The organism is Arthrobacter glacialis, from assembly GCF_002909415.1.
GTDB lineage: Bacteria > Actinomycetota > Actinomycetes > Actinomycetales > Micrococcaceae > Specibacter > Specibacter glacialis.
Genome location: NZ_PPXB01000002.1, coordinates 197,175 through 218,165, shown reverse-complemented (window position 1 = coordinate 218,165; position 20,991 = coordinate 197,175). Strand labels below are relative to the sequence as shown.

Below are 20,991 nucleotides of genomic sequence, written 5' to 3'. Positions count from 1 at the left end.
CTGATCTACCCACGATCTTAGTACGGATTAGTACGAAGCAGTGCTTGCCCCACCGGTGACGATCGCAATACCGGAGCTGGTGCCAATGCGGGTGGCGCCGGCGGCAATCATTTCCAGTGCCTTTTCACGGGTGCGGACCCCGCCGGAGGCCTTCACTCCCAGGTCCGGGCCCACTGTTTGGCGCATGAGGGCGACGTCGGATGCGGAGGCACCGCCGCCGTTGAACCCTGTGGAGGTTTTCACGAAATCGGCACCAGCCTCAACGGCTGCTTCGCACGCGAGGATCTTCTCGGCGTCGCTGAGCAATGAGGTTTCAATGATGACCTTCAGCAGTGAATCCTCGGCATGGACCACCTCGGCAACAGCTGAAATGTCCGAGACCAGCGCATCCTTGTCCAGGGCCCTGGCCGAGGCGATGTTGATGACCATGTCCACCTCTTCGGCGCCATCCATGGTGGCTCCGCGGGCCTCAAAAACCTTGACGTCCGTGTTGTGTGTGCCCAGCGGGAAGCCCACCACGGTGCACGTCAAAACACCTGTGCCCAGCAGAGCCTTCTTGGCTGTTTCCACCCAGACCGGGTTGACGCAGACGGACTTGAAGTGGTGCTCTGCCGCCTCCTTGCACAGCCGCAGAATATCCGCGCGGCTGGCCTCGGGCGCCAAGAGGGTGTGGTCAATGTACCGGGCCAAATCGTCTGTGGCGTTGGGTTCTGCCAAGGGGCTGGTGGCTGTCATGATGCAAACCTTCCTACGTGCTGGGTGATTACCCAATGGTGCCACATTCGAGGCTCAATGGCTGCTGACTGCCCGGGGCCGCGCGTGCTCAGCGCAGCCGGTAGCCGCGCTTGACCACTGTCTCCACAATGGTGGGGTCGGGCAAGGCTGCGCGCAGGCGGCTGATGGTCATGTGAAGGGCGTGTTCGGCGTCTCCCAGTCCCAGCTCTGCCGCCAAATCAGCCTGCGAGAGCACGGCCCCGCTGGCACTCATGAGTGAGCGCAGCAGTTGCAGCGGGGCCGGGGCCAGTGGGATGGGGATTCCGTCCACGGTGAGTGACTGCCCGCGCACCTCCAGCACCGTCCCCTCGCTCTCCCGGCGCAGCACAGCAGTTTGCTCCAAATGGTCACAGACGGTCTTGATCAGGGCACCCATCCGGAACCTTTCCGGCACCAGGGGAGTGATGCCGGCCTGTTGGAGGGGCGCTGCAGTGACTGGCCCGACGGCGGCACTGACCACGTGCCCCAGCCCGGTCCTGTCCCCGCGCAGGGCCGCGAGGAACTCCGGGGCCCGCCCCAATTGTTCGGCGGTGCTCAGCACGGCGTCCACGGCGGGAGCGCTGGTGAACGTAATGACATCGAGTTCCCGGTTGATCACGGCCTCGATGAGTTGGGGAAGCTTGTCCCCGTCCTCGGCATTGACCCACCGGTAGGGAGTCACCGTGAGCACTGTTGCACCGGCGTCGCGCAGGCGTGCAAGGGCGGCAACATCCGTGTAGCCGTGCACCTGCACGGCCACTGTTTTGCCCCTGACGCCGTCGGAAATCACCAGTTCGGTGAGGGTTGCCGTGGTTTCGTCCGCGCTGATGCCTTGATCATCCAGGCCGGCAGCACGGACAGCGCCGCGGGCCTTGGGTCCGCGCACGTAGATGGCGGCCTTGGCCAGGGCGGCCAGGAGCTCCTCGCCCTGCCCGGCGGCGTCGGCGGCCTCGCACCAGCGGCGCATCCCATAAGCAGTGGTGACCATGACAATGTCCGGGGCCGCCTCAATCACGGCAGACGTTTCCGCGCGCAGGGCGTCGTCGTCCTCCACCGGGGCAATCTTGAGGGCCGGGGCGTGCAACACCTGCGCGCCCCGGCGCTCCAAGGCCTCGATCAGGTCCCCGGCGCGGCGATGTGCTGTGACGCCGATCCGGAATCCGCGCAATGGCTGGGCGGGGCGGGTCTGCGGTGTTTGGCTCATGGGTTCCTTAGAAGCTGCTGGCCAATGGGCATTGGCGGGGAAGTCTTAGCAATGGTACCGAGAGTGGCATTTATTGCGGTCTGTATAACGCCGTGTTTGCAAGCGGCACAGCTCACCGGGATACAGTGAAGGCACTACTAACAGTTGGGCGATCTGGGCCCGGCCGAACCCGGGGGAGTTCTCTTGGCCGTCGAGCCTGCAGTGGAGCCACGCCTCCAGACAAAACCACGCAACGCCGCCCTTGACGGCATACGCGGCCTCGCCATCAGCGCAGTGATCGCATCGCACTTTGTTCCGGGCGGATTCAAGGGCGGCGCATACGGTGTTCTGGTCTTCTTTGTACTCAGCGGATACCTCATCACCACCTTGCTCCTGAAGGAACATGAGCGCAGCGGCCGGATTGACCTCAAGGCGTTCTACGCCCGGCGCGCGTTGCGGCTGCTTCCGGCCCTGTACGTTTTTTTGGTGGTGGCCCTGGGCATGTCCCTGCTGTTTGGCAGGGAACTGCGCATGGATCCGGGCGGTTCCCTGGTGGGCTCCGTGCTGGCGTTCTTCTACGTCTTCAACTGGGTGGATTTTGCCGGCCTTCAGATTCCGCATTCGATGACCCCGCTCTGGACGTTGTCCGTGGAAGAACAGTTTTACTTGGTGTGGCCGCTGCTGCTGGTCTTGATGCTCGGGGCGCCATTGTTGAAGAAGCACCTGCAGGGCATAGTCCTGGCGGCCGCCGTGCTCTTTACAGGACTGGGCATTGCGGCGTACCTGGTGTTCGGCCTCATGTCCTACTACCGAAGCTGGACCTGGATTGCCCCGCTGCTTCTTGGCGTGTCCCTGGCCATCGCCCAACACCGCACCCAAGGCCGCCTTGGCACCGAGCTGGCCCGGCTGGCACCCATCGCCTGGGCCCTGCTGATCCTGGTGGCGGCATACCCGCCCACACTGGACAGCGTGGTGACCCACGCCGTGGTGGTCCCGCTGTTGAGCGTGGCCAGCTGCATCATCATTGCCCGCAGCGTGGACGGCGCCACCAGCCTCTCCACGCGGGTTCTGTCCTTGCCGGTGCTGGGCTATTTGGGCAGGCGCTCCTACGGGCTGTACCTGTGGAACCTGATTGCCCTGGAAACGCTGGAACACTTCATCCACCACCCCGCCCTGCTCATTGCCTGCGCGCTCGCAGCCACCTTTGCCGTTGCTGAGGCGTCCTACCGTTGGGTAGAGATGCCGGCCCTGCGCCTCAAGCACAGATTTGAGCGCGTGCAACTGGCCTAACGTGCCCGGGGGACGGACCTCAGGCCGACTGCAAACTGGCATCTTCGAGAAAATCCGAGACTGCCAAGCCGTTGCTCTGGGCAAGGTCCACCACATCGCCAATGACGATCACCGCCGGGTTGCTGCACGCCGAGGACGCACTCACAATTCTGCCCAGTGTTGCGATGGTGGTGCGCTGGGTGTGGCTGAATCCGCGTTCGACGACGGCCACCGGAGTGCCGGAGGCCAGCCCGGCCATGCGCAAACCCGCCACCAGGGAGGGCAGTGTGCCGATCCCCATGAGCACCACAATGGTCCCGCCCAAGCCAGCCAAATGCCTGTATTCCTTGCCCGTCAGGGGCGCGTGGCCGGACACCACTGTAAACAAATGGCTGACATTGCGGTGCGTCACGGGGATGCCTGCCGCTCCGGGAACGGCAATGGCGCTGGACACCCCGGGGACCACCGTGACGGGGATGCCCGCAGCCACGGCTGCTGACATTTCCTCACCGCCGCGGCCAAACACAAACGGGTCCCCGCCCTTGAGCCGCACCACGTGCAGGCCGCCCCGGGCGCCGTCGATCATCCTCGCCGTGATGTCCTCCTGGGAAACTTTGTGGTGTCCCGGCGTCTTGCCCACGTCCACAAAGGTGGCGCGCGGCGCCAAGGTTGCCAGATCCTCCGTGGGTCCCAGCCTGTCAAAATAGACCACATCCGCCTCAGCCAGCACCTTGGCTGCACGGAGCGTGAGCAGATCTGCGGGGCCGGGGCCGCCGCCAACGAGGGTGATGCGTCCAGTACGCCGTGTGCGTGGCATGGGCCCTGCCTTCAATTGGTGAGCGCGTCTGCGCCGCGGACGGGAATGTGGGTGGCTATCAACACCGGACCGTTTTCTTGAGTTTTCTCCAGTTCGGTGGCGGGGCGGATCTGGCCACGTTCCGGGACAAACACAATGGATTCGTCCAGGGACTCCGGGGCGTTGACAAAGGAGCGGAAGCGGCGCAAACGCTCGGGGTCCGCCAAGGTGGCTGCCCATTCGTCCTGGTAGTTGTCCACGTGGGCCGCCATGGCCGCCTCGAGGTCTGCTGCGATGCCGAGGGAATCATTGACCACCACGTCCACCACATGGGCCAGGCCGCCCGGGAGCTCCTCCTGCCAGCGGGCAGTGCGCTGGAGCCTGTCCGCCGTGCGGATGTAATACATGAGGTACCGATCGATGTAGCGCACCAGGGTGTCCCCGTCCAGGTCCTTGGCCAGCAGCTGGGCGTGCGCCGGGGTGGCCCCGCCGTTGCCGCCAACGTACAGGTTCCAGCCGTCGGCTGTGGCGATGATGCCCACATCCTTGCCGCGTGCCTCGGCGCATTCGCGGGCACAGCCGGAGACGCCCAGCTTGATCTTGTGCGGGCTGCGCAGGCCCCGGTACCGCAGTTCCAACTCGATGGCCATGGCCACCGAATCCTGCACCCCGAACCGGCACCAGGTGGAACCGACACAGGATTTCACTGTGCGCAGGGACTTCCCGTACGCCTGCCCGGACTCCATGCCGGCGTCGATCAGGATCTTCCAAATCTGTGGCAGCTGCTCCAGCCGGGCCCCGAACAGGTCGATCCGCTGCCCGCCGGTGATTTTGGTGTACAGACCAAAGTCCTGGGCCACCTTGGCGATCACGGCCAGCTTGTCCGGGGTGATCTCACCGCCGGGAATGCGCGGCACCACCGAGTAGCTGCCGTCCTTTTGCATGTTGGCCAGCGCGCGGTCGTTGGTGTCCTGGAGGGTGCCGCGGCCGGCGTCGAGCACGTATTCGCCGTGCTGGCTGGCCAGAATGTTGGCCACTGTAGGCTTGCAAATGTCACAGCCGCGGCCTGCTTGGGCGGTTTCATCGATGCCGAAGCGGGCCAAAATCTCGGGGAAGCTCTTGAGCTCCAGGGCACGGACGGCCTCAAAGAGTTCCGGTCGGGACATGGCAAAGTGCTCGCACAGGGCCTTGGAGACCGCGATTCCGGACTTGGCCAGCTCGCCCTCCATGAGCTTTTTCAGCAGGGGCACGCAGGAACCGCATTGGGTGCCGGCCCGCGTGCAGGCCTTCAGGCCGGGCAGGTCCTGAACCGGGTCCTGCCCCTGGCACGTGCCGCAGCCGTTGACGGCGTCGCGGATGCCACCGGCCGTGACGTTGTTGCACGAACACAGGATGGCGTCGTCGGGAAGTTCGACGACGGGTGCGTCGCCTCCGCCTGCCGCCGACAGGAACGCTCCGGGTTCCGCCGGCAGCTCCCGGCCCAGCAGGGGGCGCAGGCTGGTGTAGGGGCTGGCGTCGCCAACAAAGATGCCGCCCAACAGGATCTTCGCATCGGAGCTGGTGACAATCTTTTGGTAGACGCCGCGGGCGGGATCGGCGTACACCACCTCCAGGCTGCCTTCGGAGCGGGCAAACGCGTCACCAAAACTGGCCACGTCCACGCCGGAGAGCTTGAGCTTGGTGGCAGTGTCAAAGCCGGGGAAGGTGGCGTCGCCGCCGTGCAGCCTGTCCGCCACGATCTCCGCCATGGTGTTGGCCGGGGCCACCAGGCCAAGGCACATGCCGCCAAAGTTGGCCACCTCACCGATCGCCCAAACGCGGGGGACTGTGGTTTTGCAACCGTCGGAAATGACCACTCCGCCGCGTGGGCCCAGCTCAAAACCGTGGTGGGCGGTGCCGTCATCCCCCCGGGCCAATTCGTCGCGGGGGCGCACGCCCACGGCCACCACCACCAGATCGGCGGGCACCACCGAGTCGTCGGCCATCAGAACACCGGTGACCTGGCCGCCGTCGTCCGTCTGAATCGCCTCCGGGTACACCCCGGCCGTGGTGTTCATGCCCTTGGCCGCCACCAAACGGCCCAAGGCCTGGCCGGCGCCCTCATCCAGCTGGGCGTTCATGAGCCACTTGCCGCCGTTGATGACCACCGAGGCGGCGCCAAGCTTGATGAGCCCCGCGGCGGCCTCCAACCCCAGCAGGCCGCCGCCAATGACGGCCGTGTTCACGGTACGGCCCAGCTTCGCACCGAGCAGGGCCAGCTGTTGGTTGAGGGTCCACACATCCTCAAGGGTGCGGTAAACATGGGTGTGTTCGGCGCCCGGAATGCTCAAACGGGTGGCGTCGGAGCCCGTGGCCAGGACCAGTTCGTCGTAGGGGTAGTGGGTCAGCACGCCGCCCGCCATGGTCTTCACCGTCTGGGTCTCCGGATCGATGGCGGCAACCTCAGCACCGCGAACCAAGGTCACGGCGGGGTGCTCCCACAGGGCAGGATCGCCCAGGGTCAGGTCCGTGTCCACGGCTGTCAGTGCCTGGCTAAGGGCCACCCGGTCATAGGGGGCGTGTGCCTCCTCGGTCAGGACCGTGAGATGCCAACCGGACAGTCCGCGGGCATGCATGGCTTCGGCAAAACGATGGGCGGCCGGGCCGCCGCCAACAACTACTATCCTGCGAAAAGCGTTTGCTGCCTGGGGGCTCGGGGTGTTCTGCGCGTTGGGCTGCGTCATGGCTGTGGCCTTTCCTCGGTTGGCCTAGTGCTGGCACCAACGTGTAGTCCCATGGTAGAAAACCGGCATTGCCTCGCCGTTTCGCTTATGTAACAGACAGTTAACGTCCACCTACCGGCCACCCCAAGCAGGCGGTGACACGGGATTTACGTCCCCGTCATGTGCGCGGCGGCGCGGCGAAACATGGCCTCCCTAGTGTGAAAGCTACGCAGTTTGGCCCTCCCAGCGAAGGAACGCTCATGGAAACAGTCATGGAAATGCCAGCCACCGGCTACGCGCCGCTTGCGGCTGACCCCGCGTGGGTCCGGGTCTGCCGGCTCGATGATCTGGCCGATTCCTGGGGCGAGGCAGCCCTGGTCAAGGGGCAGCAGCTAGCCCTGTTCCGGGTGGGTCGCGGGGACGTCTTTGCCGTGTCTCAGGCCGATCCGGCCACCCGCGCCCACGTCATGTCCCGCGGGATGGTGGGCTCGCGCGGGCGTACCCACACCATTGCCTCCCCGCTGCACAAGGAGGTCTACTCCCTGGCCACGGGGGAGTGCTTTGGCCGCCCCGAGCTGCACCTTGGCACGTATCCCGTGCGGGTGGTGGACGGCGTGGTTGAGGTTTCGGTTTAGAGCGGTTCCAGCCCCAGCTCCACGGTCGCCATGGTGAAGTGTGGGGCTCGGTCCCGCAGCGAACCGGCGATTTTGGCTCTCCTGGTACTTCGGCGAGGGCGAAAATCCCGAGTCCAGGTCAATGCTGTGGGCTTTTCGGATTCCAAACAGCAGCTAATGCGATTTCCTGATTCCAAACAGCAGCTAATGCGGGTTGCGGACCGTCACACCCGCATTAGCTGCCGATTGGAACCGAGATGATGCTCATCCCCCACCACCATCCCGGGAGGCGGATTCTTCGATTGACCACGCCGTGGGTCTCGTTCAAGGACGCTGACGGGACACACCTGGTGTCGTTCTTGGCGAGCTGCGTCAAGAACTGACCCAGGCTAAGGTGTCGGTTTAGAGCGGTTCCAGCCCCAGCGACGCCTTGACATCGCGGACGACGGCGGCCAGCGCACGTTCAGCTTCCTGCTGGGCTGCCGGGAGCTGATCACGCCCGGCGACGGGCACAATGACCTCCAGGTAGCACTTGAGCTTTGGCTCGGTGCCGCTGGGCCGCACGATGACCCGGGTGCCGTTCTCGCTCAGGTAACTCACGCCGTCGGTCGCGGGAAGTTGGGGTGTCCCCACTGACAGATCGGTGAACTGGGCAATGGCCGAGCCGTCAAAGCTGGCCGGCGGCTGGGCCCGGAGCCTGGCCATCATGCTCTCAATCTCGGCAGGATCCTCCACCCGGATGCTGATTTGGTTGCTGGCGTGCAGGCCGTGGGCCAGGGCCAGATCATCCAGTACGTCCAAGAGCGTCCTGCCAACAGCCTTGAGTCCGGCGGCCATTTCAGCCACCAGCAGCCCGGCGGAGATGCCGTCCTTGTCTCGGACCACCTCCGGCGCCACACAGTAACCCAGGGCTTCCTCGTAGCCGTAGCTCAGGCCCGGCACGCGGGAAATCCACTTGAAACCGGTCAAGGTCTCGACGTGCTCATAGCCTGCTTCGCCAGCAATCCTGGCCAGGAGCCGTGAGGAAACAATGGAATTCGCAAACACGGGGGTTGCCGCGCCTGTGCCCTCGTCTCCGGCAATTCCTGTGCTCCCAACATGGCCGCCGCGGGCCACCACATGGGCGCCAAGCAGTGCGCCCACCTGGTCGCCATGCAGCTGACGCCACTGACCGCTGGAGGGGTCCTTGACTCCCACGGAAACCCTGTCGGCGTCGGGATCGTTGGCCAGAACCACATCCGCACCCACCTTTTCCGCCAGCGCAAAAGCCAAATCCATGGCGCCTGGCTCCTCCGGGTTGGGGAAGGAGACGGTGGGGAAGAAGGGGTCGGGTGCGGATTGCTCGGCCACGGCATGAATGTCCGTGAAGCCGGCACCGCGCAGCACCGCCAGCGCGGTCTCATGCCCCACCCCGTGCAGGGAGGTGTGCACTATGCGCAGTTCACGGTGCGGGAATGCGTCGCGGTCGGTAAATGCGGTGATGGTGTGCTCGTAGCTTTCCAGCAGCTGATGCGCCACCACGGTCCAGCCGCTTTCTGCCAACTCAATGGCTGAGGTGTCGCCCATCTCGGCCGTGTTTGACGCCGCGTCGATGTGCGCTGCGATTTGCGAATCGTGGGGCGCCACGATCTGGACGCCGCGGGCCTCCGGGGCCACCGCACGCCCACCCAGGTACACCTTGTAGCCGTTGTCCGCCGGCGGGTTGTGGCTGGCCGTAACCATGACGCCGGCCTCGCAGTCCATAGCCCGCACAGCATAGGCGAGGACGGGCGTTGGCAGGGCGGCGGGCAGCAGGAACGTTTCGATACCTGCGGCGGTAAAAATGGCCGCCGTCTCCTGGGCAAACACTTCCGAGTTGTGGCGGGCGTCAAATCCCACAACAGCCCTGGGCTGGTAGGCGGTCGGCTGGGAGGCGGGCTCGCCCGCGGAGGAGGTTCCGGCGTCGTCCATCTCAGCCTGGGACATCTCAGCCTGGGCCAGCTCAGCCTGGGCCAGGGACAGCAGGTGGGCCGCCACCCCGGCAGCAGCCCGGCGCACTACAATCCGGTTCATCCGGTTCGGGCCCGGACCCATGGCGGCCCGCAGCCCGGCCGTGCCAAATTGCAGATGGCCGGTAAAGCTGTCCGCCAGTTCCAGGGGCTCCTCGGCGATCCAGCTGTGCAGCTGGGCCGTCGTGGCGGGATCGGGATCGTGGCTGGCCCACTGCAGCGCAGCAGCCTTCAGGGCCTGCGTCTCGAGTGCGGCTTTGGACGTCGAGGTGGTGTCATCTACATGTCTCACCCCATAAATGTAGCCGCACTCGTTGGGGATGACGCTACATTTTGGCGATAATGTCTGCCAGCAAGGCCGAAATTCGGGGGCCAGCCGCCGCGCCAGCCTCGATAACTTCCGCATGGCTCAAGGGAACCGGGCTGATGCCGGCCGCCAGATTGGTCACCAAGGAGATGCCAAACACTTCCATGCCCGCTGCGCGCGCGGCGATGGCCTCCAACGCGGTGGACATGCCCACCAAATCAGCACCAATGCGCTTGGCGTACTGGACCTCAGCCGGAGTTTCGTAGTGCGGGCCGGTGAACTGTGCGTACACGCCCTCGGCCAGCGAGGGATCCACTTCACGGGCCAGTGCTCGCAGGCGCGTGGAGTAAAGGTCGGTCAGGTCCACAAACGTGGCGCCTTCCAGCGGTGAGGACGCCGTGAGGTTGATGTGGTCGCTGATCAACACGGGAGTGCCCGGCGTCCAATCCTCATTGAGCCCGCCGCAACCGTTGGTCAGCACCAAGGTGGTGGCGCCGCAGGCAGCCGCCGTGCGCACGCCATGGACCACCGCGCGCACACCCTTGCCCTCATAGAAATGGGTCCGGGCGCCCAGCACCAGCACGTTTTTGCCGGCCGGGGTGCGGATGGAGGTCAGCGTGGCCACATGGCCCACGACGGCGGGCGCCGAGAAACCGGGCACCTCTGCGGCGTCCACGGCGGCTGTTACTTCGCCGATGAGTCCTGCCGCCTCACCCCAGCCTGAACCCAGTACTACGGCGATGTCGTGGTGGGTAACGCCCGTGTGTTCGGCAATGTACGCTGCGGCCTCGCGGGCCAGTTCGGTGGGATCTGTGTCCGCCGGAAAAAGTTGATTAGTCACGAAACCAACATACCGGCACCGCGGGCCTCCGTACACAAGCTCGAATAACTTGGTGCATGGCGCAAGCTAGGGAAGAATGAACAATTGTGACGAGCCAACAAGATGTCTTTCAGCCCTTTGCCCTTCCCAGCCTAGCCATCCTCGGTGGTGGACCAGGCGGTTATGAAGCCGCGATGGTGGCCGCCTCGATGGGTGCAACCGTGACCATTGTGGAGCGCGCCGGATTGGGTGGTGCGGCAGTCCTCACCGATGTGGTCCCGTCCAAGTCGCTGATTGCCGTGGCCGAGGCCATGAACCGCAGCGTGGATTCCACCGAGCTGGGTGTGAGCTTCGAGACACCCGAGGGCAACCCGAAGACCGTCATGCGTGCGGATCTGAAGAACATCAACGAACGCGTCATGCGTCTTGCCCGGGAACAGTCAACGGACATCCGCAACGGGCTCGAGGCCTTGGGCGTGAAGATTGTGATCGGCACCGGCCGGCTGTTGGACAACCGCACCATTGAAGTTGACCGCGGCGAGTCCAAGGAAATCATCAAGGCCGACGCCATCCTGGTCTCTGTGGGCGCCCACCCGCGTGAACTTGCCACGGCCCAGCCCGACGGCGAACGCATCCTGAACTGGACCCAGATTTACGATCTGGAAGAGCTCCCCGAAGAACTCATTGTGGTGGGCTCCGGCGTCACGGGTGCCGAGTTCGCCTCAGCCTTCAACGGCCTGGGCTCCAAGGTCACCTTGATTTCCAGCCGTGAGCAGGTGCTGCCGGGTGAGGACTCGGACGCCGCCGCCGTGCTGGAGGACGTTTTTGCCCGCCGCGGCCTGCGCGTGCTGTCCCAGTCCCGCGCCGAGGCTGTGGAACGCACGGCCGACGGCGTGGTGGTCACCCTGGGCGACGGCAGCAAGGTCACCGGATCGCACTGCCTGGTCTGCGTGGGGTCCATCCCGAACACCACCGACATTGGTTTGGAGGCCGCCGGGGTTGAAGTCACCTCCAGCGGCCACATCAAGGTCGACGGCGTTTCCCGCACCAGTGCGCCCAACGTTTACGCGGCCGGCGACTGCACGGGCGTGTTCGCCTTGGCCTCGGTTGCTGCCATGCAGGGCCGCATCGCCGTGGCCCACTTGGGCGGCGACGGTGTGCGCCCCCTGAAACTGACGCAGGTTTCCTCCAACATTTTCACATCCCCCGAAATTGCCTCGGTGGGAGTCTCGGAAGCCGATCTGGCCTCCGGCAAGTACCAGGGAGACGTCATCAAGCTCTCCCTGCATACCAACGCCCGGGCCAAGATGCGCGGCGTCAACGACGGATTCATCAAGATCATTGCGCGCAAGGGCTCCGGCACAGTCATTGGTGGCGTTGTGGTGGGCGCTGGCGCGTGTGAGCTGATCTTCCCGATCGCCCTGGCCGTCACGCAAAAGCTGCACGTGGACGACGTCGCCAACACCTTCACGGTGTACCCGTCGCTTTCGGGCTCCATCGCCGAAGCGGCCCGCCGCCTCCACGTCCACATGTAACGTCCTTCCCAACCTCGCAAGCTCGGCCAGGGTTTGATCTAAGCTCCCCGCCTCAACTGACCCGCAGTGGTGGTCGAAAAACACCGCGAAATCGCGTTTTTTCGACCACTACTGCGGGTCAGTTGCGATTTTTACACGGGGCGTGAACTGCCCGTTTTTGCGCCTAGAACATGTGGTTTGTGGCACAAGTGGGCTAGCGTAGCTTCATGACTAAATCACCCATAGCTGGGGCCGGGGCAGCTGCCCCGGCCCGGCGAGAGACCTTCTCTTCGCGCAAGCTCTTCATACTCTCGGCGATCGGCTCCGCCGTCGGGCTGGGCAATATCTGGCGCTTCCCTTATGTCGCCTACGAAAACGGTGGGGGCGCCTTCCTGGTTCCCTACCTGGTTGCACTGCTGTGCGCCGGCATACCCCTGCTGTTCCTGGACTACTCGATTGGGCACCGCTTCCGCGGCTCAGCCCCGCTGTCGTACCGCAGGCTGCACCGTGCCGCCGAGCCGCTGGGCTGGTGGCAGGTGCTGATCTGCTTCGTCATCGCCATCTACTATGCGGCGATCATTGCCTGGGCAGCCATGTACACCTGGTTTTCCGTGACCCAGGCTTGGGGGGATGACGCAGAGGGGTTCTTCTTCACCAACTACCTCCAGTCAGCCCCCGAGGCTGGCTTGTCCTTTGACTACGTATCCAATGTCTTCTTCCCGATGCTGGCCGTGTGGATCGTGGCCATTGTGATCATGGTGGCCGGTGTTAACAAGGGCATCTCACGCGCCAATGCCGTGTTCCTGCCGCTGCTGGTGGTCATGTTCGTGATCCTCGTGGTGCAGTCACTCTTCCTCGAAGGCGCCATGGAAGGCCTCAACGCTTTCTTCACCCCGGAATGGGCTGCTCTGAAGAACCCGAGTGTGTGGGCCGCGGCCTTCGGGCACATCTTCTTCTCCCTCTCAGTGGCCTTTGGCATCATGGTCACCTACTCCTCGTACCTCAAGCGCAAGACCGACCTGACCGGATCGGGCATGGTGGTGGCCTTCGCCAACTCCGGCTTTGAAATCCTTGCCGGCATTGGCGTTTTTGCTGCCCTTGGCTTCATGGCCGTGGCATCCGGAACGGCCGTGGACGAGGTCGCCTCCGGCGGCATCGGACTGGCGTTCGTGGCCTTCCCCACCATTGTTTCCGAAGCACCCTTCGGTGCAGTGTTGGGAGTCCTGTTCTTCGGCTCACTGGTCTTTGCCGGCTTGACCTCGTTGATCTCCATCCTGGAAGTCATCGTGGCGGCGTTCCAGGACAAGCTCGGGTGGAGCCGCAAGGTAGCCACTTTGGCCGTCACCATTCCGATCGCCCTGATTTCGCTGATTCTTTTCCCGACCACCACGGGCATCCACTTGCTGGACACCTCGGACGCGTTCGTGAACCAGTTCGGCATCCTCGCCTGTGCCCTGGTCACAGTTATCGTCGTCTCGGCCGGGCTCAGTAGCCTCCCGCGCCTGCAGAAGCACCTGAACAAGACCTCAACCATCAAGATGGGCGTCGGCTGGCGCGTTGTGGTTGGCGGCATTGTGCCGGTGGCCCTGGGCTACATGCTCATCAACGAGATCCAGACCAAGAGCACCGAGCAGTACTCGGGCTATCCGGCCTGGTTCAACGGGGTGTTCGGTTGGGGCATGGCGGGTGCGCTGATTGTGGGTGCAGTGCTTCTCTCCTTGATTCCCTGGAGCGAGAAGTCCAGGCTCCACGATGCCGAGTACGACGAGTTCAACGAAGCCGCCGAACGTGACGGCGACGTTGACAACAACCGAGAGAAGGTTCAATCATGACCCCGGTAGCCATCACCATGATGATCATTGCCTTGTTGACGATTTGGGGCGGGCTGGCCTTGGCCATGTGGAACTTGGCCCGCCACCCGGAAGATGAGGATCAGCTTCCGGCCCCCGAGGAAATGCCGCACGAGCTCTAGCGGCGACGACCGCGCCAACTGACCCGCAGAAAACGCCGAAAATCACGGTAAAACCGTGAATTTTCGGCGTTTTCTGCGGGTCAGTTGTGAAGTTGTGAAGTTGTGAAGTTGTGAAGTTGGTTTTAGGCGGGGGCGAAGTGCTTCTCGATCAGCTCCTTGAGCTCTCCGTGGCAACCACCACAACCCGTTCCTGCCCGGGTAACCGCAGAGACTTCCGCAACGGTCGAGCAGCCGCGGGCGGCGGCGGCCGTGATGGTTTCCTCCGCCACACCGGCGCACCGGCACACTGTCCGGGCCGGATCCGCCGTGGCCGCAGTGTCCCTGTCGGGGCCGTCCAGACGCAGCAGGGCCGACCTGTCTGCCGGGAGTTCGGAGCCGCGTTCAAAGAGCAGCGTGAGCTCGGCGCCCGTGCGGGGCATGCCCACGCTGATGAAGCCGGCCAGCACCCCGTCGCGGGTGCTCATTTTCACGTATTTTCCGTGCTCGGGGTCAGCCCACTGGCTCACGGACAGGCCCGGAACGGGATCGAACGGCCCGGCCTGCACTTCCCCGGCGGCCGCTACATCCACGCCCCGCGCCTTGAGCATCATGACCGGGGCACGCTCGGCCGGCAGCGGCACTGCCAAAGATCCCGTCAGGAAGTCCGCGAGCCATTCGGCCTGCCGCCAGCCGGGGCCAATCAGCCCCAGCGGCCCATCACTGGCAGCACAGTCGGCGCAGTCGGAGTCCAGGCAGCGGACCTGCGCGCAGTCGCCCATGGCAAAAACGTTCGGATCGTGCAGGGCAGCGAGCCGGTGGTCCACCAGAATGCCCCGGTCCGTGGCCAGTCCAGCCCCGGCCGCCACCTCAACGCGAGGCCGCACGCCACAGGAAAGCACCAGCAGATCACCCTCAACGGGAGCACCACTTTCCTGCAGCAGGGCAGAGAACCGAAGTTCGCCGTCGTGCCCGGGGCTCAGCTGCACCCCCACAGAGCGGGCGTTCGAGATGACGGTGATGCCGCTGCTGCGCAGGGCTGCTGCCAGGGTGTGCCCGGCCCCGGCGTCGATGCTCCGCGCCAATGCGTGCGTGCCGTGGTGAACGACAGTCACGCTGGCGCCCTCATCCTGCGCCGCCAGCGCCGCCTCCAGGCCCAGAATGCCACCCCCCAACACCACCACTTTTGCCTTGCGGTCGACGGCGTCGCTCAGCTGGGCGGCGTCGGCCAGATCCCGCAGCGCCGTGACGCCCCGGGGCAGCGCAACCCGGGCGGCCGGGTCAGGGTTGAGACCGTGCAGGGGTGGCACCACGGGGCGCGCGCCGGTGGCGAACACCAATTTGCTGTAGCGAAGGGAGGTGCCGTCCGCCAACCGCACCTGTTGGCGGGCCCGGTCCAGGCGCAGCACCCGCGTGCCCAGGTGAACGTTGACGCCCGCCGCCACGAGTTCCGCGGCATCCGAGAGCGCAATGGCTGCAGCGGTGGTGCGCCCCACGCCAAGATCGGCCACCAGCACGCGGTTATAGGCGGCGGCAGATTCCTCGCCGATGACGGTGAGCGCCACAGCGCCGCTGCGGACGGCGGGGAGCAGCTGGTCTACGAACCTGGCGGCAACAGGCCCATAGCCCACAACAACTATGTGCAGGGGTGTGTTCGTCATGGCTCCTCCTTCAGTAGTGCTTCGGTGGTGCTTCAGTTTTGCGACAGTGCTGTGACGGTGACTGCGCTTGCCTTGAATTCGGGCATCCCCGACATGGGGTCGGTGGCCTGGCTGGTCAACAAATTCGCGTTCTCGTCCTGGGCAAAATGAAAGGGCAAAAAAACGGTGTCGGAGCGGATGGCAGTGCTGTGTTTGGCCTGGCACCGCACCGTTCCGCGGGTGTTGGCAACGGTGACCATGCCGCCGTCGGAAATTCCACGGGACGCCGCAGCCAGGGGATGGATGAGCAGTTGGGCGCGGGGCACGGCGCCGGCCAGCTCGGCCACGCGGCGGGTCTGGGCCCCGGATTGGTAGTGCTCCAGTAGCCGCCCCGTCACCAGGGCCAGCGTTGCACCGGTGAAAAGCGGGTCCCGCGCCGGGTTCGCGGAGGGGGAGACCGGCGTCAGCACCGCGCGGCCGTCCGGGTGGGCAAAGGCGTCCAAAAATAGCCGGGGCGTGCCCGTGCTGCCGGCGGGGTAGGGCCAGTAGGCAGGCTCACCGGAATCGAGCAGCGCATAGTCAATGCCGGAGTAGTCGGCCAGACCCCCGGCGGAAGCGGCCCGCAACTCGGTGAAGACGGTTTCGGGGTCGGCGCTGAAGATGGACGGCGCGTTGAGCCTGCAGGCCAGTTCAGCCATGATCCACAGCTCCGAACGCGCCCCCAGGGGCGGGGTCAGCGCGGCCCGACGGCGCAGCACCCGGCCCTCCAGATTGGTCATGGTGCCCTCCTCCTCGGCCCATTGCAGTACCGGCAGCACCAGATCCGCCTCCTGCGCCGTCTCCGACATGAAGAAATCACACACCACCAAAAAATCCAGGGCACGCAAGCCTTTCAGCACCTGGCTGGCGTTGGGGGCCGACACAGCCACATTGGCCCCGTGAATGAAGAAGGTGCGCACCCCGTTTGGCTTGCCCAGCGACGCCAAGAGTTCGACGGCGGGAAGTCCCGGCCCCGGGATCAGCGCCGGATCCACGCCCCACACCTTCGCCACATGCTTCCGGGCTGCGGGATCGGTGATCTTGCGGTAGCCGGGGAGCTGGTCGGCCTTTTGGCCATGTTCCCGGCCGCCCTGTCCATTGCCCTGACCCGTCAGCGTGCCGTAACCGCTGTTGGCGGAGCCGGGCAGTCCCAGGATCAGGGCCAGATTGATGGCAGCCGTGGCGGTGTCCGTGCCGTCGACGTGCTGCTCCACGCCGCGCCCGGTCAGGATGTAGCTGCCGCCGCCGCGTGCCCCTTGTGCCAACAGGCGTACTGTTTCGCGCAGCAGGTGCACGGGAACGCCGGTGATCGATTGGACTCGTTCCGGCCACCACTGGGCCACGCTGCGGGCCACGGCCTGGTAGCCCGCAGTTCTGCTGGCAACGAAGCCTGCATCCGCAAAACCGTCGTGGATGGCGATGTGGCTCAGGCCTAGCAGCAGGACCAGGTCCGTGGCCGGGACGGGCGCCAGGTGCAGGCCGGCGCCGTCGGCCGTGAAATCGGCAGTGGCCGTGCGCCGGGGGTCCACCACCACCAAGCCGCCGGCAGCGCGGGCACCCTGGAGGTGCTGGATGAACGGGGGCATGGTCTCGGCAACATTTGAACCAAGCAGCAATACGGCGTCGGCCCTGTCCAAGTCCTCGAGCGGAAACGGCAAGCCCCTGTCCAGGCCAAAGGCCCTGTTGCCGGCGGCGGCAGCCGAGGACATGCAAAACCGGCCGTTGTAGTCGATCCTTGAGGTGCCCAGGGCCAGCCGGGCAAACTTGCCCAACTGGTAGGCCTTCTCATTGGTCAGCCCGCCACCGCCAAACACACCCACGGCATCCGGGCCATGGCTTGCGCGGGTCCGCTGCACCTGGTCCGCAATCAGGTCCAGTGCCAGTGTCCACGGCACCGGGCGGTGAATTCCGTCCCGGCCCCGGAGCAGGGGAGTGGTGACCCGTTCGGGATGGCCCAGCAGGGCTGCCGCTGTCCACCCCTTGCGGCACAGCCCGCCGCGGTTGGTGGGGAAATCACGGCCCGTGATGACGGGCTCCGGCGTGGCTGGTGCCGGAGCGCCCGCTCTTGCTGGTCCTGTCGCGGCCGGCGTCACCGTCATGGCGCACTGCAGTGCGCAATAGGGACAGTGGGTGTCCGTGGCGTTCGAGGGCACCGTCACTAGACGCTTCCCAGCTTGGCGGCGGAGGAGGGGCGCAGGTACACGGCCCAGGTCACTGCCATGAGCACCAGATACCCGGCCACAAAGGCGAGGAAGGCGTTCTCGTAACCACCTGTGGCCTGGCGGGAGGCGTTGAGGACCTGCGGAACCAGGAATCCGCCGTAAGCGCCAATCGCGGAGATGATGCCCAGCGCGGCCGACGCCTTGCGGGCGGCACTCATTTTGCCGCCGTCGTCCGACTTGGACCGCAGCGCGAACACCATGGGGATCATGCGGTACGTGGAGCCGTTGCCGGCGCCTGCTGCGGCGAAGAGCACCAGGAACAGGATCAGGAACAGCCCGAAACTGCCCAGCGGGAGGGTGAGGAGCTGGGCCAGTGCCGTGAGGGCCAGGACGCCGAAGCAGGCCACTGTGACCCGGGCACCGCCCCAGCGATCGGCCAGTTTCCCGCCAAAGGGACGGGCCAGGGAACCCACCAGTGCGCCCAGGAAGGCCAACGAGATGATGGCCGGGCCAATGGGGATGCCCACGCCGGAGCCAAAGGAATCCACAATCAGTTTCGGGAAAACGGCCGCAAAGCCAATGAACGAGCCAAACGTGCCAATGTACAGCAGTGCCAGAATCCACAGGTGCGGTTCGCGCAAGGAGGCCAGCGAACCGGCAATGTCCGACTTGGCGCTGGCCAGATTGTCCATGTACCTCCAGGCACCCCACGCAGCGATCAGGATCAGCGGCACCCACATGAGCCCGGCCAGCGGGAGTCCAAGGGTGCCGGCGGCGAGGAAGGTGACTGCCAGCGGGACCATGAATTGTGCGACGGCGGCGCCCAAGTTCCCGCCCGCAGCGTTCAGTCCCAGCGCCCAACCCTTTTCACGGGCCGGGAAGAAGTAGGTGATGTTCGCCATCGAGGAGGCGAAGTTGCCCCCGCCCAGCCCGGCCAGTGCCGCAACGGCCAGCATGGTGCCAAACGGAGTGGTGGGATCGCTGAGGCACCAGGCCATGCCCAGTGTGGGTATGAGCAGGAGCAATGCCGAGATGATGGTCCAGTTGCGCCCGCCAAACTTCGCCACCATGAACGTGTACGGGATGCGCAGGGTGGCTCCCACCAGGGATGGGATGGAGATGAGCCAGAACAGTTCTGCAGAGCTGAAGGTGAAGCCTGCACCGGGCAGGAACACCACCACTATGGACCACAGCTGCCACACCACGAAGCCCAGGAACTCGCAGGCGATGGACCACCAAAGATTGCGCCTGGCAATGGCCCGGCCCGAGGTTTCCCATTGCGCCGTGTCCTCGGCGTCCCAACCGTGCAGCCACCGTCCCGGTGTGCCCGTCAGTGCCGCGCCGGTGGTTCCGGCGCTGGTTCCGGCCTGAACCATTGAGCCGTTCATGTTCTCTACAGACATGACATGCCTCCCTCTTCGCTTCGCTGTGTGATCGTCGCTGTGTTTCCAACCCTGTGTGATCAACGTTAGGGAGGCGGCGTTTCGGGGGCCGTCACCGGGTGTGAAATCGTTGTGACATTTCCCTATCCACGCGCGGCCCGGCGTTGTTAGGCTGCGTCTGCAACGCACCCGAATGTCCAAATAGTGGCGCTAGTTGTCCAATGGGTGGACGCTACCTATAGAGTTGACGGTCGCACAAAGTATCGCCAACGCCTTGTATCGGTTCACAAATGTCTGACAGGGCCCTTAGAGAAAGCCGAACCATGAGCACTCCCCAAAAAGCGGAGACAGTGGAGATTCCACAAGCGAATAGCCGAGGACGGGTCATCGTGGCCAGCCTTATTGGCACCACTGTTGAGTTCTACGACTTTTATGTTTATGCCACAGCAGCGGTCTTGGTCTTCCCGGCCCTGTTCTTCCCCAATGCCGAGGGCTCCGTTGCCCTGCTGAGCTCCTTCGCCATCTTCGGTGTGGCGTTCATTGCCAGGCCGCTGGGATCCATTGTGTTTGGCCACTTCGGTGACAAGTTTGGCCGCAAGGGCACGCTGGTGGCGTCCCTGCTGACCATGGGCATTGCCACCTTCCTCATTGGCTGTCTGCCCACGGCTTCGGTGCCGGGTTGGACTTTCTGGGCACCGGCCCTGCTGGTGGTCATGCGATTCATGCAGGGCCTGGCCCTTGGCGGCGAGTGGAGCGGTGCAGCGCTGCTGGCCACCGAAAACGCCCCCGCGGGCAAGCGAGCCATCTACGGCACGTTCCCGCAGCTGGGCGCACCCATTGGCTTCATCCTGGCCAACGGCATCTTCTTGGCCCTGAGCCTTGGCCTGACCACTGAACAGTTCACCTCGTGGGGCTGGCGCATTCCGTTCCTGCTCAGCGCCGTCATGGTCATCATTGGCCTGTACGTCCGCCTGAAGCTGGTTGAAACCCCGGCCTTCCAGAACGTGATCGACGCCGGCGAAGTGTCCAAGCTGCCCGTTGGCCGGGTCTTCAAGACCAGCTGGCGCCCCCTGATCATTGGCACCTTCGTCATGCTCGCCACGTACGTGTTGTTCTACCTCATGACAACCTTCACGCTTTCCTACGGCACAGCTCCCGCCACCCTTGAGGCCGCCAAGGCCAAGGCCCAGGCAGCCGGCAAGCCCATGAGCGCCGACGCCATCGCCGCCTGGGTTCCCGGCCTGGGCTACACCCGCAACGAGTTCCTGATCATGCTCATCATTGGCGTGGTATTCTTCGGCATCTTCACCCTGGTTTCGGGCCCGTTGGCTGAGAAGTTTGGCCGCCGCAAGACCCTGCTCTGGGTCACCGGAGGCATCCTGGTCTTCGGTCTGACCTTTGTGCCGCTGTTCGGTGCCGGCATGGTGGGCGTCATGGCCCTGTTGATCATCGGCTTCACCTTGATGGGACTCACCTTTGGCCCCATGGGTGCCCTGTTGCCTGAACTCTTCCCCACCAATGTGCGCTACACGGGATCGGCCATCAGCTACAACATGGCCAGCATCCTGGGTGCGGCCGTGGCCCCGTTCATCGCCGTTGCCTTGTGGCAGAGCGCCGATGGCAGCCCCGTGCTGGTAGGCGTGTACCTCTCCTCCATGGCAGTGCTGACCTTGATAGCCCTGTTCATCATGAAGGAAACCCGCGACCTGGACTACACCACCAACGTCAGCTGACCCCTCCTCCGATTCCAACGCTCCTGCAGTAGTGGTTGTGTTTTGGCGGACGCTCCTTCAGCAAAGGGGCACAAATGCGAAACGCTCGCTCACCAATTTCCATTGGTGAGCGAGCGTTTCGCATTTACGCCCCATATGTGA

Annotated in this window: 15 protein-coding genes; 6 read left to right on the top strand and 9 right to left on the bottom strand. The window is 64.8% G+C overall.

What is annotated here, in order from left to right:
- Positions 1-27: 27 nt before the first annotated feature.
- Positions 28-735 (bottom strand): deoxyribose-phosphate aldolase, encoded by a 708-nt coding sequence (deoC, locus tag CVS28_RS02945; protein ID WP_103480575.1) that lies wholly within the window; start codon positions 733-735, stop codon positions 28-30.
- An 88-nt stretch (positions 736-823) separates the two neighbouring features.
- Positions 824-1,957, bottom strand: coding sequence for a uroporphyrinogen-III synthase (locus CVS28_RS02940; protein ID WP_103480574.1), 1,134 nt, complete (start codon positions 1,955-1,957; stop codon positions 824-826).
- Positions 1,958-2,140: 183 nt separating this feature from the next.
- Between CVS28_RS02940 and CVS28_RS02935 the strand changes: the two genes are divergently transcribed.
- Positions 2,141-3,226: an acyltransferase family protein gene (locus tag CVS28_RS02935; protein WP_165788036.1), complete on the top strand. Its 1,086-nt coding sequence runs from the start codon at positions 2,141-2,143 to the stop codon at positions 3,224-3,226.
- Between the two features lie 19 nt (positions 3,227-3,245).
- Here the strand turns inward: CVS28_RS02935 and cobA are convergent, their stop codons facing one another.
- Both cobA and nirB read right to left on the bottom strand, forming a co-directional pair.
- A complete protein-coding gene (gene cobA, locus CVS28_RS02930; protein ID WP_103480572.1) occupies positions 3,246-4,022 on the bottom strand; it encodes a uroporphyrinogen-III C-methyltransferase in 777 nt (258 codons plus the stop codon).
- Between the two features lie 11 nt (positions 4,023-4,033).
- Positions 4,034-6,724: a nitrite reductase large subunit NirB gene (gene nirB, locus CVS28_RS02925; RefSeq protein ID WP_103480571.1), complete on the bottom strand. Its 2,691-nt coding sequence runs from the start codon at positions 6,722-6,724 to the stop codon at positions 4,034-4,036.
- Between the two features lie 239 nt (positions 6,725-6,963).
- On the opposite strand from nirB, the gene nirD reads away from it, so the two are divergent.
- Positions 6,964-7,338, top strand: coding sequence for a nitrite reductase small subunit NirD (gene nirD, locus CVS28_RS02920; protein WP_103480570.1), 375 nt, complete (start codon positions 6,964-6,966; stop codon positions 7,336-7,338).
- A gap of 381 nt (positions 7,339-7,719) precedes the next feature.
- On the opposite strand, the gene CVS28_RS02915 is transcribed toward nirD, so the two are convergent.
- Both CVS28_RS02915 and CVS28_RS02910 read right to left on the bottom strand, forming a co-directional pair.
- Entirely contained in the window at positions 7,720-9,597 is a 1,878-nt protein-coding gene (locus tag CVS28_RS02915; RefSeq protein ID WP_423716374.1) for a phospho-sugar mutase, read from the bottom strand.
- A gap of 34 nt (positions 9,598-9,631) precedes the next feature.
- Complete coding sequence (locus CVS28_RS02910; protein WP_103464349.1) at positions 9,632-10,453, bottom strand: purine-nucleoside phosphorylase; 822 nt, start codon at positions 10,451-10,453, stop codon at positions 9,632-9,634.
- Between the two features lie 86 nt (positions 10,454-10,539).
- Between CVS28_RS02910 and CVS28_RS02905 the strand changes: the two genes are divergently transcribed.
- The 3 genes from CVS28_RS02905 to CVS28_RS02895 all read left to right on the top strand — a co-directional run bounded on the left by CVS28_RS02905 (position 10,540) and on the right by CVS28_RS02895 (position 13,918).
- On the top strand, positions 10,540-11,967 hold the full coding sequence (locus CVS28_RS02905) for an NAD(P)H-quinone dehydrogenase (RefSeq protein ID WP_103464350.1): 1,428 nt from the start codon (positions 10,540-10,542) through the stop codon (positions 11,965-11,967).
- A 206-nt stretch (positions 11,968-12,173) separates the two neighbouring features.
- Positions 12,174-13,778, top strand: coding sequence for a sodium-dependent transporter (locus CVS28_RS02900; protein WP_103464351.1), 1,605 nt, complete (start codon positions 12,174-12,176; stop codon positions 13,776-13,778).
- The gene (locus CVS28_RS02895; protein WP_103464352.1) at positions 13,775-13,918 is read left to right on the top strand and encodes a methionine/alanine import family NSS transporter small subunit; all 144 of its coding nucleotides are present in this window, start codon (positions 13,775-13,777) and stop codon (positions 13,916-13,918) included. Before CVS28_RS02900 ends, CVS28_RS02895 begins: the two co-directional genes overlap by 4 nt.
- Before the next feature lie 122 nt (positions 13,919-14,040).
- Here the strand turns inward: CVS28_RS02895 and CVS28_RS02890 are convergent, their stop codons facing one another.
- The 3 genes from CVS28_RS02890 to CVS28_RS02880 are packed head-to-tail and all read right to left on the bottom strand — an operon-like array spanning position 14,041 to position 19,138.
- Positions 14,041-15,555, bottom strand: coding sequence for an FAD-dependent oxidoreductase (locus CVS28_RS02890; RefSeq protein WP_103464353.1), 1,515 nt, complete (start codon positions 15,553-15,555; stop codon positions 14,041-14,043).
- 32 nt (positions 15,556-15,587) lie between these two features.
- A complete protein-coding gene (locus CVS28_RS02885) occupies positions 15,588-17,672 on the bottom strand; it encodes a molybdopterin oxidoreductase family protein (protein WP_103480568.1) in 2,085 nt (694 codons plus the stop codon).
- A 59-nt stretch (positions 17,673-17,731) separates the two neighbouring features.
- The gene (locus tag CVS28_RS02880; RefSeq protein WP_103480567.1) at positions 17,732-19,138 is read right to left on the bottom strand and encodes an MFS transporter; all 1,407 of its coding nucleotides are present in this window, start codon (positions 19,136-19,138) and stop codon (positions 17,732-17,734) included.
- Positions 19,139-19,440: 302 nt separating this feature from the next.
- Between CVS28_RS02880 and CVS28_RS02875 the strand changes: the two genes are divergently transcribed.
- Positions 19,441-20,850, top strand: a complete 1,410-nt coding sequence (locus tag CVS28_RS02875; protein WP_103464355.1) for an MFS transporter — start codon at positions 19,441-19,443, stop codon at positions 20,848-20,850.
- The last annotated feature ends 141 nt before the right edge of the window (positions 20,851-20,991 follow it).

What these genes read in the sequence shown, in the direction of transcription:
- deoC (WP_103480575.1), bottom strand. Translation starts at nt 735, where the DNA reads ATGACAGCCACCAGCCCCTTGGCAGAACCCAACGCCACAGACGATTTG.
- CVS28_RS02940 (WP_103480574.1), bottom strand. Translation starts at nt 1,957, where the DNA reads ATGAGCCAAACACCGCAGACCCGCCCCGCCCAGCCATTGCGCGGATTC.
- cobA (WP_103480572.1), bottom strand. Translation starts at nt 4,022, where the DNA reads ATGCCACGCACACGGCGTACTGGACGCATCACCCTCGTTGGCGGCGGC.
- nirB (WP_103480571.1), bottom strand. Translation starts at nt 6,724, where the DNA reads ATGACGCAGCCCAACGCGCAGAACACCCCGAGCCCCCAGGCAGCAAAC.
- nirD (WP_103480570.1), top strand. Translation starts at nt 6,964, where the DNA reads ATGGAAACAGTCATGGAAATGCCAGCCACCGGCTACGCGCCGCTTGCG.
- CVS28_RS02900 (WP_103464351.1), top strand. Translation starts at nt 12,174, where the DNA reads ATGACTAAATCACCCATAGCTGGGGCCGGGGCAGCTGCCCCGGCCCGG.
- CVS28_RS02895 (WP_103464352.1), top strand. Translation starts at nt 13,775, where the DNA reads ATGACCCCGGTAGCCATCACCATGATGATCATTGCCTTGTTGACGATT.
- CVS28_RS02890 (WP_103464353.1), bottom strand. Translation starts at nt 15,555, where the DNA reads ATGACGAACACACCCCTGCACATAGTTGTTGTGGGCTATGGGCCTGTT.
- CVS28_RS02885 (WP_103480568.1), bottom strand. Translation starts at nt 17,672, where the DNA reads ATGACGGTGACGCCGGCCGCGACAGGACCAGCAAGAGCGGGCGCTCCG.
- CVS28_RS02880 (WP_103480567.1), bottom strand. Translation starts at nt 19,138, where the DNA reads ATGTCTGTAGAGAACATGAACGGCTCAATGGTTCAGGCCGGAACCAGC.
- CVS28_RS02875 (WP_103464355.1), top strand. Translation starts at nt 19,441, where the DNA reads ATGAGCACTCCCCAAAAAGCGGAGACAGTGGAGATTCCACAAGCGAAT.